Genomic DNA, 17,382 nt, shown 5'->3' with positions numbered 1-17,382 from the left:
GAACGGGGAGTCGAGGGCAGTGACGACCGTCGCCACCGTCCTCGAACGCGAGTTCCCCGGCCGGTCCGTCGCCTCGGCGACCACCGGCCCGCCGCGGCAACACGAAGGAGACGACACTCGTCGCCTTCGCCGACGGCGGCGGTGCAGTCGTCCAGTTCGCCGCCGACGCCGCGGCGTTCCGGACCGAACTCGCCCTCGCCCGCGCCGTCCGCGAACGGACGTCCGTGCCCACGCCGCGCGTCCTCGCCGCCGGCCGCCTCGACGGCCGGGCGTACGCGGTGGTCGAACGCGTCGCCGGGACCGACCTGCACGAACGGTTCTCCCGCGTGGACGACGGAACGCGAACCCGCCTCGCGCGCCGGTTCGGTCGGTTCCTCGCCGAACTCCACGAAGCGTTCGCGTTCGACTCGTACGGACGGGTCCGCGTCGCGGACGACGAGACGCCGCCCGACGACCACCGCTGGTTCGGCGACGACGACGAGGCAACCGAGTTCGCCGTCGCAACGTCGTCGAGAGGGCCCAGCGAGTCACCGGAACGGCCGTCTGAGTCGCCGTGGTCGGCGTGGTTCCGTGCGTACGCGCGGGCCGGCATCGACGCCCTCCCGCCGGCGTTCGACGGCCTCCGCCCGGACATCGGTGCGGCGCTCGAAGCCGCCTCGCTCCCGTCGAGTCCGTCGTCCAGACTGTACCCGTGGGACCTCCGGCCCGGCAACGCGGTGTTCGACGGCGAGACGGTGGCGGCCGTCCTCGACTGGGGCGGTCCGCTCGCCGCCGCGCCGGGCCTCTCCGTCGCGAAGACGGAGCACCTCGTCGCCGACTGGTACGTCGAAGACAGCGAGTCGCTCCGCGTCGCGTTCAGGGACGGGTACGCGTCCGTGCGTCCGTATCCGAACGTGCGGTCGGTGTACCGACTGGTCGCGGTCGTTCGCTCGGCCGTCGACTCGCGGGGCGAGGTGACGCGGCCGCGGTTTCCCGAACTCGACGGCGAGCGAGCGGTGCAGTTCCACCGCGAGCGGCTGCGAGAGTGGCTGTAGACCGTCGCGAGCGCCGGTCGGCGAGGCCTCTCCGGCCGTTCGCCTCCGAACGGTACTCGTCACACAACTGCTCGTTTCGTGACGTATCAGGAATCGTTATGTGCCCTACCAGACATGCACGACGAACGAATGTCTCGCCTCCTCTGTGGCTCTGATGCGGTCGCCGTCGACCGAGCGGCGTTCGACTGGGCGGCCGCCCGTTCCGAGGGCACTCCGGAGAGCGTCCTCTACGTCGCGAATCAGCCGCACCGCCTCCGGGAAGTCGAAGCGCAGTGGGAGGCGGTCGGTCGTCCGCTCGAACTCACCGCGCTGACGCTGGACGAGTTCGTCGACCGTTGCTACGACCGAACCGAGGTCGGAGGCCCGGCCTCGCGGATGGACCAGCCGACCCGGCTTCGCCTCGTCGAACGCGCGCTGTCCCGCCTTCCGGCCGGTTCCTCGCTCGTGGACGGCGACGGACTACCGCCGACGGGTCTCGTAGAACAGGTGGAGGACCTGCTCAGTCTCGTCGAGTTCGCCGGTCTGCTGTCGCCCGAGGACGTTCGCCGGCGACTCACCGAGGACGGCCTCGCCAACCTGAGTGCGGAACTGGGGAGCGTCGTCGGTCGGTTCTACGACGGCCGTGACGAACTCCCCGACACCGCGGGGAAGACGCTGTGGGCGGAGCGATATCGTCGCGTGGCGAACGCCGACGTCACCCGAGCGTTCCCGCACACGGACGCGGTAATCGTCGGTGGCTTCGACAGACTCTCCGTCCTCGCCGCGGCGGTCGTCGAGACCATCGCCGACGCGTGGCCCACCGCCGCGTCCGTCGCCCGAGTGACCGGGACGGACGGTCCGGCCGGCGTCGACGTGGCGACGACACCCGCGTGGGAGTTCTTCGTCGAGGACCTCGGCTTCGACCCCGACGGGGTCGTACCGAGAGCGTCACGACCGCTGGCGAATCGCCGCTTGGCAGCGGCGCCCTTCTCGCCCGACGCCGCTCCAGTCGACCTCGGCGTGACGACCGTCGACACGGTCCTCCCGTCGTCGCTGCCGGGCGAGGTGCGGTACGTCGGACGGCAGGTACAGGAACTCCTGAGCGAGGGCGTCGACCCCGACGACGTCGGCGTCGTCGTCACGGCTCCCTCGGCGTACGCCCACCGCCTCGCGAACGAGTTCTCGGCCCGTGACGTGCCGCACGCCGTCGCCCGCGATTACGACCTCGACGGGACGGCGGTGGGGGCAGCACTGTTGACCGCGCTGGACCTGCTGGCGGACCCGACGCCCGGTGAGGACCTCCGAACGCTTCTGGACAACCCCCTCGTCGCACCCGCGCTCGCTGACTGGGAGGACGTGAGCGCGGCGCAGGTGTCCGACGCACTCGCCGACGCCGAGAGCCTCGACGACCTGGGGCGAACGCGTCGCGACGCCGTCGAGTCGCTGCTGAGTGCGGCAGCGGCCGTCGCCGACGACGGGAGCGTGGAGTCGTACCGTCGGTTCCTCGAGGACCTCGGCATCGAAAACGCGGTCGAAAATCCGGCGACGACCGGTTCACAGCGGGTCGTCTACCGCAGTGCCGAACGGGTGCTGGACGCCGTCGAACGGACGGGTGACGGCGACGACGAGAACGCGCCCGGCACGCGCTGGGTGCCGTCTCCGTCACCGACGACCCGACGGTCCGGGAGGGCCGGGTGGAAGTTCTCGGTGCCGCCGAACTCGGGATGCGAACGTTCGACCGCGTGTTCGTTCTCGGCCTGACGGCGTCGCAGTTCCCGGGTTCGGCGAGTCGCCTCGCACTCGTCGACGCGGTCACAGACGCGCACCCGGACTTCTCCGAGGCCGACCAGGCGCGACGTGCCGAGTACCGTATCGCGAGCCTCGTCGCCGGGGCCGAAGCCGTCACTCTCTCGCGGCCGAAACAGCAACTCGACGGAACCGAGTACATCGACGCGGGCATTCTCGCGGAGATTCGCCGCATCACCGACACCGAACCGCGGCGCCGGGACGAGTTCGGACACCTCGTCGGTCGGCCGCCGAACGGCCGCCGAGACAAAGTCGGTGCGCGAGCAGACGCACAGCGAGCGTTCGCGACGGCTGGCGCTCGCGCCGGTCCCGACACACTCGGCGAGTACGCGGCCACCGCGTCGTCGACCGGGCTGTTCGAGGAGACGGCCGGCAGTAGCGACCGGCTCGCCTCCGAAACAGCACCGGGCGAGACGGCGACCGAAGGTGTTCAGACGGCAGCCGACCGGGGTCGGGCTCGACCGTCCAACCGGACCGGATGGCTGTCACGGGAGGCGAGAGAAGGGCTCGCCTTCCGGCTCGACAGACTCTCGTCGACGCAGGTAGAACGGTACGCGGGCTGTCCGTTCCGCTTCTACGCGACGGAGGTTCTCGGGCTCGAAGAACGGGACCGCGACGAGGAACCGATCGCTCGCGGCCGGTACGTTCACGGCGTTCTGGAGCGGTTCTACGGGGAACTCGGAGACGAGGTCAGAGTACCGATATCGCTCGACGGAGTCGGGCGGGACGCTCTGGAGGCGCGACTGCTCCGCGTCGCGACCGACGAACTCGAAGCCGCGGACGACGAGTTCGACGACCGATGGCTCTTCGAACTGCTGGCAGGGCTCGGTGACCCAGCCGAGAACGAGTACTACGACCGAACCTCCGTCGACGGGCGGCCCGCCGGAATCCTCGTTCGCTTCCTCGAAGAGGAACTCGCACTCTACGTCGACCCCGACGGCCGACTTCAGAACGGACCGCTCGCGGCTGCGCCCTCGTGGTTCGAGACCAAGCTCTCCATCGACGTCGACGGAACGACAATCCGAGGCGTCCTCGACCGAGGAGAGGTCACGTCCGACGGGAGGGCCATCGTCCGCGACTACAAGACTGGATACACCTCCTCCGAACGCGACACGCTGGACGGACTCAGCTTCCAGTTGCCACTCTACGCGAAGATGCTGGAAGAGAACGTCGACGAGGTTACCGAAACCGTCGGGGGCGGGTACTACCGGCTCAAGGAACCTGGAAAGGTGAGTAGCACCGCTGGCCAGATTGGGTTCGTCGGTGACGAGCCTCCGAACGCGAGTTGGCGAGGGAACTCGTACAACGATGGATACGGCGGGACGCCGATGGTGTACCACGGTTCCGACAAACCCAGCATCGAGTCCCGCGCGGGATTCCGCGAGTTCCTCGACGAAGTCGTCCCGCGGCGTCTCGCCAGCATCGTCGCCGGCATCGAAGCGGGAACGTTCCATCCGACGGTCAACGACCCAGACGACGCCGGGTGCTCGAATTGTCCCTTCCGCGATGCCTGCGACGTCCGGTCCCACCGACGCCAACTATTCATGGAAAATATGGAATCCGAGGGACGGGATGCGTACGTCCCACCGATCGCTCGCGGCGTAGAATGGGCTCCCGTGGCTGAGGAGGGGGAGAACTGATGCGCCGAGACGACCTCACCGACCAGCAGGACGACGCCGTCACAGCGCTCTCAGATAACTATCCACTCACCGCCGGTGCGGGGACGGGAAAGACCACGACGCTCTCGTTCCGGTATCTGGAACTCCTCGAAGACCATCCGGACGCCCTCCCCGAGAACGTCCTCGTGACGACGTTCACGCGGCGGGCCGCACGCGACCTCACAGAGACCGTCCGCGAACGCGTCTTGGACCGCCTCGCAACCGCCGGCGCCGACCACGAGCGATGGCGCGAAGTCCTCGACGGACTGGACGAGGCGTACATCCACACGCTGCACGCGTTCTGCCAGCGGGTCCTCTCCGAACACGCGAACGCGGTGGCCGGCCTCGACCCCGGGTTCGACACCCTCGACGACGTCGAGGCGAGTCGACTCCAGCGAGACGTCGTCGACGAACTCGTCGAAGAGGAACCGCGCGAAGTCTCGCTCTTGCTCGACGCCTTCTCGGAGTACTCGCTCCGAGAAGTCATAGACGACCTGTTCGGAGAACGTCCGGGCAGCGAGGCGTGGGCCGACGTCTGGAGCGCCCCCGCACGCACTATCGACGAGTACGTCGCGTACGTCGAATCGGAACTTCACCCCTTCCCGGCCGACGAGGTGGATGCACTCTGTGCCGACGAGGAACTCCGAGTGCTCGTAGAGGAACTCCGAGAACTCGTTGTCGAACTCGACGAGACTGATCCCGGTGGGCGGACTGAGCGCGTCTGGACCGCAGTCAGACTCTTCGACGAGCCGGACGGGCTGGACGCCCTGGATTCCGTTCGTGACCGTCGAGCGCGGATCTACGACGTGTGTGACGAACTCACCAAATCCGGGCACGACGAGTACGCGAACTACTCCCCGGTGAAGGGAGACTGGAGCGGCAGCGACGCAGACGCCGACCGTATCGGCGAAATCGTCACCGAAATCGTTGAACGGCTGGATGCGACACACCGATCTGCGGAGGGTGACGGTCTCGACATCACCGTCGACCGCGAGGGCGCGCCGTACTTCTTCGCGTTGGCCCGCCTGTTCGACGACGCCGCCCGCCGGTACGAAGAGCGAAAGCGCGACCGAAACGTGCTGGACTACACCGACCTGGTCCAGCGGACGCGGAATCTGCTGCATCCAGAACGCGGAACCGACGCGGTTCGGGAGTCGCTCGCCGACCAGTTCGACTTCGTCATGATCGACGAGGTTCAGGACACCGACCCCAACCAGTGGGACATCGTCCGGTCGCTCACCAGCCTCGCAAGCGACGGTACCCCCTACAGCGCGCAGAACGTCTTCGCGGTCGGCGACGAGAAGCAGTCGATCTACCGCTTCCGGAACGCCGACGTCTCGGTCTTTCAGGAGGCCCGAAGCGCGCTCGTCGGCGCGAACGGGAGCGAGAACGCCACAACGACGGGCGGAGGAGCCGACGTCGTCGGCTACCAGCTTCAGGACAACTTCCGAACGCTCCCGCCGCTGCTTCGCTTCCTCAACAGTCTCTTCGAGGACGTCTTCGACGACGACGCGGACGCCGCCTTCGAGGCGACGCCGCAACCGCTCCGCCCGCGACGGGACAACCCTCACGGCGTGACGCCCACGACGGAGTACCTGCTCGTCCCCGACGACGACCTCCGGACGAGCGTCCTCGACCGCGACCACCCGCTGAACGACGCACCCTCCTCGGCGCGACGGTGGGCAGAAGCTCAGTCCGTGGCAGCGCGCGCTACGCGCCTCGTCGGAGACGAGACACGCGTCTACGACCCCGACCCCGAAGGCGGCCCGGACGTCCGTCCGGTGACGTACGACGATATCGCGGTCATCATCCGAAAGCGGACCCACCTCGACGAGTTCAAGCGCGCGTTCGACGACCACGAGGTCCCGTACACAGTCGTTCAGGGGAAGGGCTACTTCGACACGCCAGAAGTTCGGACGCTGACGAACCTGTTCCGCGTCCTCGCCGACCCGACGGACGACATCCGCCTGTTCGGATTACTTCGCTCCCCGATGTTCGGCTTCACCGACGACGAACTCGCCCCAGTCGTAGAGGGTGGTGACGTCTGGGAGACGCTCGGTGAGACGGACGACACCGCGCTTGCACGCAGTCATTCCTTACTCGCCGAGTTGCGAACGCTCGCCGGTGCCTCCGAAGATGCCGCCGGGCCACAGGTCGACTCGTGGGCAGAACTCCTCGACGTCGCCCTCGACGCGACCGGCTACCTCGTGAGTCTCAGCGCCGACGAACGTCCGCGACAGGCGCTCGCCAACGTCGAACAGTTCGAAGAGTACCTGCGCGAAGCCGTCAGCGACGCCGGCAGTCTGCGCGCACTCGTCACGCGACTCGACGAACGCCAAGAATTCACCAACTACGACCCCGAAGCCGCAATTCCCGATGGTGAAACAGGCGTCCAGATCCTCACCGTCCACGCCGCGAAGGGCGAAGAGTTCCCCGTCGTCATCGTGCCCGGTCTCGGAGATAAATTCAATACTGACCCGCCACTCGCAGGGGGAACCGAGTTCGACGACGTGAACGACCGCCCGGCGCTCGGACTGTCCGTGCCCGACACCGACGACCCCTTCGACAGCACCGATACGGTCGCGAAGAAAGGACTCCGGTCACGCCGTCTCGCAAAACTCCGTGCCGAAGAGAAGCGCACCCTGTACGTCGCCTGCACGCGGGCTCGCGACCACCTGATTCTGGCCGGCACGCACGGGACTGAGGGCGACGGGGACGAATCGCTGACCGAACTGGAAGCCCCGGAGACTGACGAACCCGAGCGTTGGAGCGACTTCGTTCAGGACTCGCTGTTCGGTGACGGAGACCTGCTCGCCGACCTCGAGGCTCACGGACGAGCGACCGGCCGGCTCCACGTCGACGCGCTCACCGGCGAAGAAGAGCCTGACCGAGACGCTCCGTCGTACACCGTACGACTCCCGCCGCGACCGGAGGCGCAGGCCCGGGATGTCGACGTCGAGGACCCCCCGACGAGCGTCGAGATTTCACCGGTTCGACCGGAGCCCGTCCGGTACAAGCTCTCGCCGTATCAGGTCGCAGACGTGCTGAGCGACCGGCAAGACGGGGAACTGGTGTTCCACGAAGGAGAGCGCACCGTGCGCTACCGACGAGGGGACGACGGCACCGACTGGGACGAAGACGACGACGTGCCTGCCGACGTTCAGGCCGGAGGGTCCGAACTGTCCGGGCGGTTCTTCGGGGAGGCAGTCCACCGAGTCTGCGAACTCCAGCTTCCGGCCGACCGCTGGGACGACGTCGTCGACGACGCGCTCAGGTCGATGGACTACGAGGGAGCGGTCACCGAAGCCGACCGCGCCCGCGTCGCGGAACATGCCCGGCGAGCGAACGACTACGTTCGCACGCTAACCGACAGCGACGACGCCGTCTATCGGGAGCTTCAGGCGGGCGTGGACCTGGCTCACGGCACCATCGCCGGTATCGTCGACTGCCTCGTTCTCGGTGACGAGACAGCCACGGTGGTCGACTACAAGACCGGTCACGTCGACGAATCGAAACTGCAGCAGAAGGTCGAATACTACCAGCCGCAACTCGAGGCGTACGCGCTGATGGTCGCGGCGTTCGACGACGACCGCCCGGTTACGACGTGCCTCTACTTCACCGAGAGAGACGTGGACTCCGGTGCTGAATTCGGTGCCGGAAGTGGTTCCGGCTCGCTCGAGGAACTCGAAGCTCGTCTGGACAGGCGACTCTGCGAGGAAATCGAAGCGCAGACCGAAGCAACGCTCGCCTCCGAGACAGGGAACCCGAGTTCCGACCGGTGACGCGGAGGGAGTGGTGACCCGGTGAGCGGGGCTACGTGCGAGTATTCGATATCGTCAGCGACCGCATGAACGTCGGCCAGCAAGTCCTGGGGAAGCACTACGACCAGCGGACGGAGGAACAGAAGGTAGAGCAACGGAGGGTGTATCTGAGTAATATTTGATGAGCTTTGAATAGTAGATTCACTTCATATTTTCCAGCTAGGACAGCCAACACACGCCAAACTTATTATATGCTATCAGCTAGTTGAGTCAACAATTATTATGCTGTAGTCATGTTCGAATTACTATGGCTAATGGTTCGATTCCTCGGCGGCCTCCAGCAGACGTTCGTCGAGAATTACGACAGGAAGCAAATTTCGGATGCGTAATATGCGGCGTTCCGATTATACAATATCATCATATTGTCCCATTCGCTGAGGAAAAGCACCATGACCCAGACAGAATGGTCGCTTTATGTCCAAACCACCATGATCATGCTGGCCCAAATGCGGAAGCTCTAACCCCAGACCAACTCTACGAATATAAAGAAAACCCTCATAATTCGCAAAAAGTTGAATACGAATTCTTTTTTGAGTCCGGTAATCCGTATCTCAAGCTGGCAGGGAACTATTTCCAAGTTACCGAAGATAGGCGGATGACTATATTAGAGGTTGAAGGCGAGTCACTATTCGACATTGGATTTCGCAATGGTATCTTGACATATGACCTCACATTGTATGATGAAGATGATAACCTAATGGCAGAGATTAAAGAAAATGAATGGATAGCCTATACAGACGAAGTCTGGGATATGGAATATCGCAAGAATAAATTCAGCATCTGGCATGAACCAAGGGATATTGGTTTGAAGCTTGAGTATTCGTCAGATGATGATTTGGTCGCATTACAAGGCTCATTCTACCACTCGGGTGTTCGAATCGAGGCGAAACCATCCGGAATTAATGCTCCGGGGTTGAACATGACAAATAGTCGAGTTTACGGTTTCTCGGTTGCTATCGCTCTGTCGAATATTGAGGGAGAACTAAGGGTGACTTCGGTGGGAACACCCAGATAGTCCGGCACTCTACTCCAGAAGCTCTGACCCGTGTTCGCAAGCAATCAGCTGTTCTCCGCAAATCGGGCACTGTTCTGCATCGCACCCCTTTTCGTGTCTCTCACCTCTGGAAACATCACAGTCCGGACACTGCTCGCCGCTTGGTTTTATATACCAAGGTGGATTGCTTTCTTCATTTCCGAACTTGATGCGTTCCGAGGCGATGGCTGGCATGGAGGTTTCTTCGTTGAATTCTATTTTGAGTCGTCCATTAAATCTATGGACCAACTACTCCCCGAGTATACTCAACTTACTCACCAACATCGTATCTCTTATATAGCAGAATTTTCTGAGAGGTTCGTCGAGAACGGCCATCTCTTCCAACAGGGCGAATGGTCTTAATTTCAAGAGTCAGGGGTGTTCCGGATTAGGTGAGTTCTCTCGATAACGCGGAATACTAAACGCTCGTCGACGCCACCTATCCCCTCCTATTCAGCGGTTGGGTCACGAATCCAGGGCAGATTCATTCCGATACTCGGCTATTATCGGTACTCCAGTGAAGTTGACTATATCCCCTTCACCGACCGCTTAGGAGATACAGAAACGCCGGAGGTGTACCAATCACCAACAGGATGAAACCAGCTACCAACCCATCATTGAACGACTCTCCTGCACGATAGAGATGATCGCCGGCTTCTGGAGCCAATGAAGCTGTATTTGAGAGAACGAAGATGCCCAAGAAAATAACGAGTCCTGTGATAACCGCACTGAGAACAAGTATCTCCACCTCTGCTCGGTTAGTCATAGTAAATCCAGTACATAGATCGTAACCCCTGTCCCAGGAACAAGGATGCCCAGTCCGATGAGCAATGTCCCGACCGTCGGAGCTACGACTGGGTAGTGATTGGCAAGTGTGACGAGTACGGCAGCGACTACTGCGGCGACGATGAGTGACTTGGTTACCTGTTCCACAATCTCTGTCATTCTATTTGACTGTCAATGTCTCAGCATATATAATGTCGGAAGTGGCGCGCTACGAGAGTTGAGAGTGTTGGTACCGAGACACAATCTTAGGGCAACAACGAGGGAGTTCGCACGGACTGTGCGAGTCTCACGGGCTTTATTTCGGTAGGTGACTGTGCGGCGAACGGGAGACGAGAGACGGCCACTCACAGGCCGTCAGTCGCCGTCAGTTCGCTTTCTCGAACTCGTACCGGGTTGTTGCGTGAAGGCTTCGGACGTAGAGACGGCGCCTGAATCGGCCTCACTGCCGTCAGGATGGGTTCTCGGGGCAGTCGTCGTGGTAGCCGTCGTACTGGCTCTGTACGCCACTACAGTGCCTGCAAGCGGAGGTGTCCCGGCATGAACCCGCCTACGGAGAACCTGACGGGCGAAGTGAAACACGTTCACTCCGTCGAGCACAGCATCCGGTGGGAGTACGCCATCGCCGGCGTGGTTGCGTTGTACGTCGCCTGGAAGGTACTCGGTTCGGATGACGACGGTACGACGGAGACGTTCACGATGACCCAGACGGCGACCGCGGAAGACGGAGAGATTGACATTCCCATCGGCGGCGGTGGGATGATTGGCCTACAGGACGGGGAGCAATAGCGGGTGATCGGTTCCTCCGTACAACCCCTCGATGAAGTGACGACGTTCTCTTTCTCCTGAGAAATCTACTTGTGGGTCATGGTGTACGGCGCTAGGGGAAGCCACGACGACGGCGAGGCGCGTCACGCCACGTGTTCAAGTCAGTCTGGACAGAGTGCTTGGCTTTGGACGAAGTTGGCCGCTGTACCGTCAACGCACACCGCAGAAATCCCGTATGGCGCTACAGGATTTGAACTCCACTCGCGGCGAAGCCGCTCGCTAGTTCAAATCCTTCGCTGGAGATGATTCTCCGCTCACTTCGTTCGCGGAAGAATCATGGGCGCTACAGGATTTGAACCCGTGGCAACTTGGTCCGAAGCCAAGCACTCTGTCCAGACTGAGCTAAGCGCCCTCATTACTCCGTACCGGGACGGTTCAATTTAAACCCACGGATTCGACCCGACCGCGACCCCCGACTCCGCGTCTTTTATCTTCGCGGGACAGAGACGTACCGCGTATGCCACCCGCCGCAGAGTCCGAGTCGTCCGTCGGCGAGGGGTCGTCGGCCGCCGAGACGGCTCGCGGCCTCCTCGACTCGTGCGTCCGGGGAACGTCGTCTCGGCGGGTGTGCTGACGTTCACCGGGTCGTTCGTCGCGGCGGGACTGTTCGCCTCGCCGTCGCACGTCCTCGCGGCGGTACTCGCCACCGTCTTCGCCACCGGTGCCGGGAACGCCGTCAACGACTACTTCGACCGCGAAATAGACACGATAAACCGCCCGGACCGGCCCATCCCGCGCGGTGCGGTGAGTCCGCGCGAGGCGTTCGCGTTCAGCGTCGCCCTGTTCCTCGGCGCCGTCGTCTGCGCGGTGACGCTCCCCGTCGAGGCGTTGCTCATCGCCGTCGTCAACCTCGTCGCACTCGTCGCGTACACGGAATACTTCAAGGGACTGCCGGCCGTCGGCAACCTCGTCGTCGGTTACCTCACGGGGTCGACGTTCCTGTTCGGGGCCGCGGCGGTGGACAGCACCTTCGACCCGAACGTGCTCGTCCTGTTCGGTCTGGCCGCGCTGGCGACGTTCACGCGGGAGGTAGTCAAAGAGTCGAGGACCTCGAGGGCGACAGGGAGGAGGGCCTCAGCACGCTTCCCATCGTCGTCGGGGAGCGACGAGCGCTCGGCGTCGGCGTCGCCGCGATGGTCGTCGCCGTCGTCGCCAGCGCCTACCCGTACGTGGACGGGGTGTTCGGCGTCGCCTACCTCGCCCTGGTCGTCCCCGCGGACCTCGTGATGCTGATTGCCTGCGTCCGGTCGTTCCGGAATCCCTCGCTCGCGCAACGGCGTCTCAAACACGGGATGCTCCTCGCGACGGCGGCGTTCATCGCCGGCCGACTCCTGCTGTCGCCGGGGCCGGTCGGATAGGAGCGTCAGTCGGGCAGGAGCGCGCCGGTCGGTGCCGTCACGCCGACTGCGGCGCGACCATCAACTATAGGTGGTGTGTGACCCTCTGTGGGGACGAACGGACACGAACGAACACGGCGGAGTCGCACCACACGCCCCGACGACCGGCGGTGGCGACTCACCTCACACAAAGAACCTACTACATTGACACCTCTCTCCGAGACGACGGTCATAGAATCAAAAAGAATATTATTGACTCACAATATCGTTGTACCGTTTGATGACTCTCGGTGAGGTCACCCGCCGCGCAAGCGAACACCCACTAGTCGGCAGGTCGTCACAGAGGCACCCACATGTATGACCTGTCACCGGCCGTCGATGCCGAGGTTCCCCCGGGAACGAACCTCCTCATCAGTGGGCCACCGCTTACCGGTAAGCGTTCGATAGCGCTGGATATCCTCGCCGAGGGGGCGACGAACGGCGACGGTGCGATAATCGTCACGACGAAGGACGGCGCAAAGCGCGTCCTCTCGGACTTCGAGAAGCGCACGCCGTACGAGGGAAAGCCCGTCGCCGTCGTCGACTGCGTGACGCGACAGCAGGGTGTCGGCGAGATTCGGGACGACGACCGAATCAAGTACACCTCGTCGCCGGTGGACATGACCGGCATCGGTATCAAGCTCTCGGAGTTCCTGCAGGCGTTCTATCAGGACCGCAACATCGAGCAGAACCGCATCATGCTCCACTCGCTGTCGACGCTTCTCATGTACGCCGACCTGCAGACGGTGTTCCGCTTCCTGCACGTGTTCACGGGCCGCATTCAGAGCGTCGAGGGCCTCGGCCTGTTCGCCATCGACTCCAGCGCCCACGACGACAAGACGATGAACACGCTCAAGCAGTTGTTCGACGGCATCGTCACGACGTACGAGGACCGCGAACCCGAGGTTCGCCTCGCCTCCGACTGACTCGCGACTCACGGACGTCACCGACCCGCTTCTCCACCCGCGCTCTTCACCCACCCCTCCGAGCGTCCGCTGAGGCGGCCCCAGTTGACCGACCCGACGCACGTCCACCGACGACTTTTGTCGGTGGCCCGCCTCCGTTCACGCATGGTCACGGACGAGGAACTCCGCGAGATACTGAGCGCCGACACCGTCGCCGTCGTCGGCTGTTCGACGACGCCCGGCAAGGCCGCGCACGACATCCCGGTCTACCTGCAGAACCACGGCTACCGCGTGATACCGGTCAACCCCTTCGCCGACGAGATTCTCGGCGAGACGGCGTACGACTCGCTGGCGGACGTGCCCGCGGACGCCGGCGTCGACGTCGTGGACGTGTTCCGTCCCAGCGAGGAGGCGGGCGACATCGCCGAGGCGGCCGTCGAGCGACACGAGTCCGTCGGCGACGTGGGGACGGTGTGGCTCCAACTCGGCATCACGAACGACGACGCGAAACGGCGCGTGCGCGAGGCCGGACTCGCCTTCGTCCAGGACAAGTGCATGAAGGTCGAACACAGCCGCCTCCTCGGCTGAGCATCGGTCGCGGAGACGCGCCGGCGTCCGAGCGAACCGCCTACCCCTCCCACGACTCGAAGTCGCCGTAGATGCCCTTCGAGAGGTATCGCTCGCTGGAGTCGGGGAAGACGGTGACGACGGCGTCGCCCGGCGCGTCCACCTCGCCGTCGCGGATGCGTTCGGCGACGTCGCGCGCGCGAGACTCGCGGCCGGCCGCCGAGGAGGCGACGAGGTGGCCCTCCTCGCGGGCGAGACGTTGGACCTCCGCGTGGGCGTCCCGGTCGGATATCTGCACCACCTCGTCGACGAGTTCGGGGTCGAACAGTTCGTTCGTCGTCGGGTCGTGGGTGCCGATGCCCTCCGTCTTGTACGCCTCCTCGTCGCCGTCCACGCCGACGAGCGTCGCGTACAGCGACCCCTCGGGTTCGACGGCGACGACGTGCGTCTCGGGGTCCCGTTCGCGGGCGTAGCGGGCGATACCCATGAGGGTCCCGGCCGTCCCGCACCCGGCGACGACGGCGCCCACGTCGCCGTCCAGCGCCTCGTACATCTCGGGCCCCGTCGTCGCGTAGTGCGCCTCGGCGTTCAGCGGGTTCGAGAACTGCTGGGGGACGACGGCGTCGTCGAGTTCGGCCGCGAGTTCGTGCGCGCGGTCGATGGCCCCACCCATGCCGTCCGCGGTGGGCGTGTTGACAACCGTCGCGCCGAGGGCCCGCATCAGTTGCTGTTTCTCGACGCTGAAGCGTTCGGGGACGACGAAGACGGCGTCGATTCCGAGTTGCCCGGCGGCGACGGCGATGCCGATACCGGTGTTGCCGGCCGTCGGTTCGACGACGGTGCCTCCCTCCGAGAGCGTCCCGTCGTCGAGCATGCGTTCGAGCATGTATTTCCCGATGCGGTCCTTGACGCTCGCGCCGGGGTTGAACGACTCCAGTTTGGCGTACACCGGCACCTCGTCGGGGGATGCGTGGACGCGGACGAGGGGTGTCTCACCGACGGTGTCGAGGACCGAAGCGAGCGGTTCCCGGTGGGTGGTCATGCGCTGGCAAATGTTGCCCCTGTACCTCAAAGTTCCCATCGGCGGGTCCGCCGTCGCCGAATCCGCGGGGCCGGAGACGTCGAGCGCGGACGCTGGAGACGGCAAGTGAGGGGGCTGGAGAGAGAGCGAGTGCGGACGCTGGAGACGGAGAGTGACGACACTGGAGAGACGGCGCGCACGGACGGGCGACAGCGAATCGAGTCCGCAGGAGAGCGCCGGTCAGTTCTCGGTCTGCGCGTCGTCGCCGCCGTCGGCCGTCTCACCGGCCGCCGCCTCGTCGCTCGGGTCGGCCGCCGCGTTCGACTCGTCCGTCTCCGCCTCTTTGATGTGGGCGTTGGCGGTGACCGTCTCCACGTCGATACCCTCTCGCTCGGCGAGTGCCTCCAGCAGCGCGCGCTGTTCGGCGTTCTCCGTCTCCAGTCGGTCCACTCGGTCCCGGGTGTCCTGAGCCGTCTCGCGCATCTCCGCCAACTGCTCGCGGAGTTCGTTCAGTCGCGCGTACACGTCTTCGGCCATCTCGGCCACCTTCTGGAGCTTCTTCGCCGTGCCTCCGATTCCCATGTTCGCCCGTGCGTCCCCCGGGTTTGTGTGCGTTCCGCTTCGGCGGAGCGCGGCGGCGGCGACCCGTCTCACAGTTCGTTCGCGTCCACGTCGCCGACGAGGTACCGGACCGCGACGTAGACGCCCGCCGCGCCGACGGCGTACGCGAGGACGACGAACGGCGCCGCGGCGTCGGCGCTCCCGATTGCGAGTCTGGCCGCCGTGTTCACCGGGTTGTGCGGGAACAGCGTGGTGCCGCCGAAGACGAACAGCACGCCGATGGAGTAGAGGAACTGCGCGGTGCGACGCTCCGGCGCGAGCAACGCCACCGCGGCGGCGAGCGAGCAGACGAGCGTCGACAGCGCCGCCACGAGGACGACGAGCGTCGCCGGACTCGCCACGTCCGTCCCGTTGAACCCGAGGAGGACGAGCCACAGGACCGCCTGCGCGGGCGCGAGCGTCGCCGCCGCGAGGAGTTTGCCGTCCACGATTTCCCGGAGGGTGACGGGGGCGACGCGGAGCAGTTCCAGCGTCCCGCGCTCGCGTTCCTCGGTCAGCGAGTCCACCGTGAGCGACCCGCTGATGAACACCGGGAGGAAGAGCAGCAGGGGGACGAGGACGGTGTACGTGAAGCCGTAGTACGGGCTCGAACGCGTCTCCGGCGGGAGGTCGATGGGCAGCGTCGACAGCGACGCCGCGCGGTCCAGTCGCTCCGTCCGTTCGAGGTTCCGGAGCACGTCGCGGAGTTGGACGACGACCACCGTCGTCTGGACGTTCGAGTCCGGCACCGACGCCGAGACGAACAGCCTGCCGTCGCGTCGCTCACCTATCAGTACCGCGTCGATACCGGTCGCGGCGGGGTTCTCGAACGCGCTCGTCGCCGACGCCGCGTCGGGGTAGACGCTCGGGTCGACGCCCCGAACCTCGTCGGCCGCCCGCACCAGTTCGTCGGTGGCGTCGCCCGCGACGGCCACGTCCACCTCGTAGCCGCCGACCTGTCCGGGGTCGTACAGCGAGACGAGGCCGACGACGAGGAACGACGAGAACGCCGCGATGAACAACTGCAGCACCAAGGCGAGGACGATCGTCTTCTCCCTGCCGAGCGAGGAGAGTTCCCGCTTGGCGATGGTCACGCGCGGGTCACCCAAGGCTGCTCACCACCGCGAGGTTGTAGGCGGTGTGAACCGCCGCCGCGACGAGGAACGACGCGGCGTACCACCGCTTCCCGCGCGACGCGCCGACGGCGGAGACGGCCGCCGTGACGACGTGGAGCGCCAGCGGCGCGAGGAGCAACCCGACCGCCGCGAGGACGCCGACGTCGAGTCCGACGCCGGACGGGCCGAGGGCCGCGCGCCCGAGCGTCAACTCGGGCAGGCCGACCACCTGCGCGACGGCGGTGAACTTCTCGCCGACGAAGAAGCCCAGTCCCGAGAGCGCGCCGAGCGAGAGGGCGGTCCGCGTCGTCCGCTCGAACCGCCCCTTCTCGAACGCCGCGTAGACGTGGAGGCTCTTGGCCGCCTCCTCGACGAGGGCGACGAACGTCAGGAGGAGCGGGACGGTCAGTTCGACGGGGAGGACGAACAGGACGGCGATGGCGAGCAACTCGGCGACGAAGACGAACGGGATGGAGAGCCCCGAGACCAGCGCCACGTCCCGCGGGCGGGAGACGCGCGCGTCGAGGGCGTCGAGGAACTTCAGCGGCACCGCCCGCTGGGTGAACATGTCCTCCTCGCGGTAGACGCCCGCGCCGAGGAGGAACAGCACGCCCGCACAGAGGACGAACGGCCCCGTCGAGAACAGGAACGCACCGAGGCTCACCGTCCCCGCCCCAAGGTCGCGGACGACGAGCGTCAGCGGCGAGATGAGCGCGACGGGCGTCACCTGCGTGAAGATGGCCGGGACGAACGTGTAGGAGGTGAGAAACACCGACACCGCGACGGTGACGAAGGTGAGTTCCTTGAACGACCGGGCGAACATCGCGCCGACGAACGTCGCGCCGAGGAACACCAG

At 65.1% G+C, this 17,382-nt stretch carries 11 protein-coding genes, 1 tRNA gene and 4 pseudogenes; 10 read left to right on the top strand and 6 right to left on the bottom strand.

Features of this window, described 5'->3' with window-relative positions; all coding sequences use genetic code 11:
* Window positions 1–232: hypothetical protein (locus GJ632_RS23430; protein ID WP_231751443.1), on the bottom strand; the 232-nt coding region annotated here is incomplete at its 3' end.
* Here GJ632_RS23430 and GJ632_RS09320 point away from each other — a divergent pair.
* The 7 genes and pseudogenes from GJ632_RS09320 to GJ632_RS09295 all read left to right on the top strand — a co-directional run.
* Window positions 177–1,034 (top strand): annotated as a pseudogene (locus GJ632_RS09320) (phosphotransferase); the annotation flags it as partial. The gene GJ632_RS23430 and the pseudogene GJ632_RS09320 sit on opposite strands and share 56 nt — an antisense overlap.
* A gap of 114 nt (window positions 1,035–1,148) precedes the next feature.
* Window positions 1,149–2,774: a hypothetical protein gene (locus tag GJ632_RS09315; RefSeq protein ID WP_191452769.1), complete on the top strand. Its 1,626-nt coding sequence runs from the start codon at window positions 1,149–1,151 to the stop codon at window positions 2,772–2,774.
* Window positions 2,738–4,459 carry a PD-(D/E)XK nuclease family protein gene (locus GJ632_RS09310; protein ID WP_191452768.1) on the top strand — a complete coding sequence of 574 codons (1,722 nt, stop codon included), beginning with the start codon at window positions 2,738–2,740 and terminating at the stop codon, window positions 4,457–4,459. Before GJ632_RS09315 ends, GJ632_RS09310 begins: the two co-directional genes overlap by 37 nt.
* On the top strand, window positions 4,459–8,259 hold the full coding sequence (locus GJ632_RS09305; RefSeq protein ID WP_191452767.1) for an exodeoxyribonuclease V subunit beta: 3,801 nt from the start codon (window positions 4,459–4,461) through the stop codon (window positions 8,257–8,259). Before GJ632_RS09310 ends, GJ632_RS09305 begins: the two co-directional genes overlap by 1 nt.
* Window positions 8,260–8,309: 50 nt before the next feature.
* A pseudogene (locus tag GJ632_RS25885) lies at window positions 8,310–8,420 on the top strand (site-specific integrase); the annotation flags it as partial.
* A 125-nt stretch (window positions 8,421–8,545) separates the two neighbouring features.
* Window positions 8,546–9,313 carry an HNH endonuclease gene (locus tag GJ632_RS09300; protein WP_191452766.1) on the top strand — a complete coding sequence of 256 codons (768 nt, stop codon included), beginning with the start codon at window positions 8,546–8,548 and terminating at the stop codon, window positions 9,311–9,313.
* 1,341 nt (window positions 9,314–10,654) lie between these two features.
* Entirely contained in the window at window positions 10,655–10,903 is a 249-nt protein-coding gene (locus GJ632_RS09295; protein ID WP_191452765.1) for a hypothetical protein, read from the top strand.
* 316 nt (window positions 10,904–11,219) lie between these two features.
* Here the strand turns inward: GJ632_RS09295 and GJ632_RS09290 are convergent.
* Window positions 11,220–11,294: transfer RNA gene (locus tag GJ632_RS09290), tRNA-Arg, on the bottom strand.
* A gap of 105 nt (window positions 11,295–11,399) precedes the next feature.
* Between GJ632_RS09290 and GJ632_RS09285 the strand changes: the two are divergent.
* The 3 genes and pseudogenes from GJ632_RS09285 (at window position 11,400) to GJ632_RS09275 (ending at window position 13,811) form a co-directional block, all read left to right on the top strand.
* Window positions 11,400–12,300: pseudogene (locus tag GJ632_RS09285) on the top strand (geranylgeranylglycerol-phosphate geranylgeranyltransferase).
* A 332-nt stretch (window positions 12,301–12,632) separates the two neighbouring features.
* The gene (locus GJ632_RS09280) at window positions 12,633–13,244 is read left to right on the top strand and encodes a recombinase RecA (protein WP_089806676.1); all 612 of its coding nucleotides are present in this window, start codon (window positions 12,633–12,635) and stop codon (window positions 13,242–13,244) included.
* Window positions 13,245–13,388: 144 nt separating this feature from the next.
* The gene (locus tag GJ632_RS09275) at window positions 13,389–13,811 is read left to right on the top strand and encodes a CoA-binding protein (protein WP_191452764.1); all 423 of its coding nucleotides are present in this window, start codon (window positions 13,389–13,391) and stop codon (window positions 13,809–13,811) included.
* Window positions 13,812–13,851: 40 nt separating this feature from the next.
* Here the strand turns inward: GJ632_RS09275 and GJ632_RS09270 are convergent, their stop codons facing one another.
* The 4 genes and pseudogenes from GJ632_RS09270 to GJ632_RS09255 form a co-directional block, all read right to left on the bottom strand.
* Window positions 13,852–14,832: a PLP-dependent cysteine synthase family protein gene (locus GJ632_RS09270; protein ID WP_191452763.1), complete on the bottom strand. Its 981-nt coding sequence runs from the start codon at window positions 14,830–14,832 to the stop codon at window positions 13,852–13,854.
* Between the two features lie 219 nt (window positions 14,833–15,051).
* Complete coding sequence (locus GJ632_RS09265) at window positions 15,052–15,393, bottom strand: DUF5798 family protein (protein ID WP_191452762.1); 342 nt, start codon at window positions 15,391–15,393, stop codon at window positions 15,052–15,054.
* 68 nt (window positions 15,394–15,461) lie between these two features.
* Entirely contained in the window at window positions 15,462–16,520 is a 1,059-nt protein-coding gene (locus tag GJ632_RS09260; RefSeq protein ID WP_191452761.1) for an ABC transporter permease, read from the bottom strand.
* Window positions 16,513–17,382: pseudogene (locus GJ632_RS09255) on the bottom strand (PrsW family intramembrane metalloprotease); the annotation flags it as partial. The gene GJ632_RS09260 and the pseudogene GJ632_RS09255, both read right to left, overlap by 8 nt.

Source organism: Halogeometricum sp. CBA1124 (assembly GCF_009741955.1).
Taxonomy (GTDB): domain Archaea; phylum Halobacteriota; class Halobacteria; order Halobacteriales; family Haloferacaceae; genus Halogeometricum; species Halogeometricum rufum.
This window is presented reverse-complemented; position numbering and strand designations above follow the sequence as displayed.

Excerpts from the sequence above, each read along its gene's own strand:
- GJ632_RS09315 (WP_191452769.1), top strand. The coding sequence starts at position 1,149 with ATGCACGACGAACGAATGTCTCGCCTCCTCTGTGGCTCTGATGCGGTC.
- GJ632_RS09310 (WP_191452768.1), top strand. The coding sequence starts at position 2,738 with ATGCGAACGTTCGACCGCGTGTTCGTTCTCGGCCTGACGGCGTCGCAG.
- GJ632_RS09305 (WP_191452767.1), top strand. The coding sequence starts at position 4,459 with ATGCGCCGAGACGACCTCACCGACCAGCAGGACGACGCCGTCACAGCG.
- GJ632_RS09300 (WP_191452766.1), top strand. The coding sequence starts at position 8,546 with ATGGCTAATGGTTCGATTCCTCGGCGGCCTCCAGCAGACGTTCGTCGA.
- GJ632_RS09295 (WP_191452765.1), top strand. The coding sequence starts at position 10,655 with ATGAACCCGCCTACGGAGAACCTGACGGGCGAAGTGAAACACGTTCAC.
- GJ632_RS09280 (WP_089806676.1), top strand. The coding sequence starts at position 12,633 with ATGTATGACCTGTCACCGGCCGTCGATGCCGAGGTTCCCCCGGGAACG.
- GJ632_RS09275 (WP_191452764.1), top strand. The coding sequence starts at position 13,389 with ATGGTCACGGACGAGGAACTCCGCGAGATACTGAGCGCCGACACCGTC.
- GJ632_RS09270 (WP_191452763.1), bottom strand. The coding sequence starts at position 14,832 with ATGACCACCCACCGGGAACCGCTCGCTTCGGTCCTCGACACCGTCGGT.
- GJ632_RS09265 (WP_191452762.1), bottom strand. The coding sequence starts at position 15,393 with ATGGGAATCGGAGGCACGGCGAAGAAGCTCCAGAAGGTGGCCGAGATG.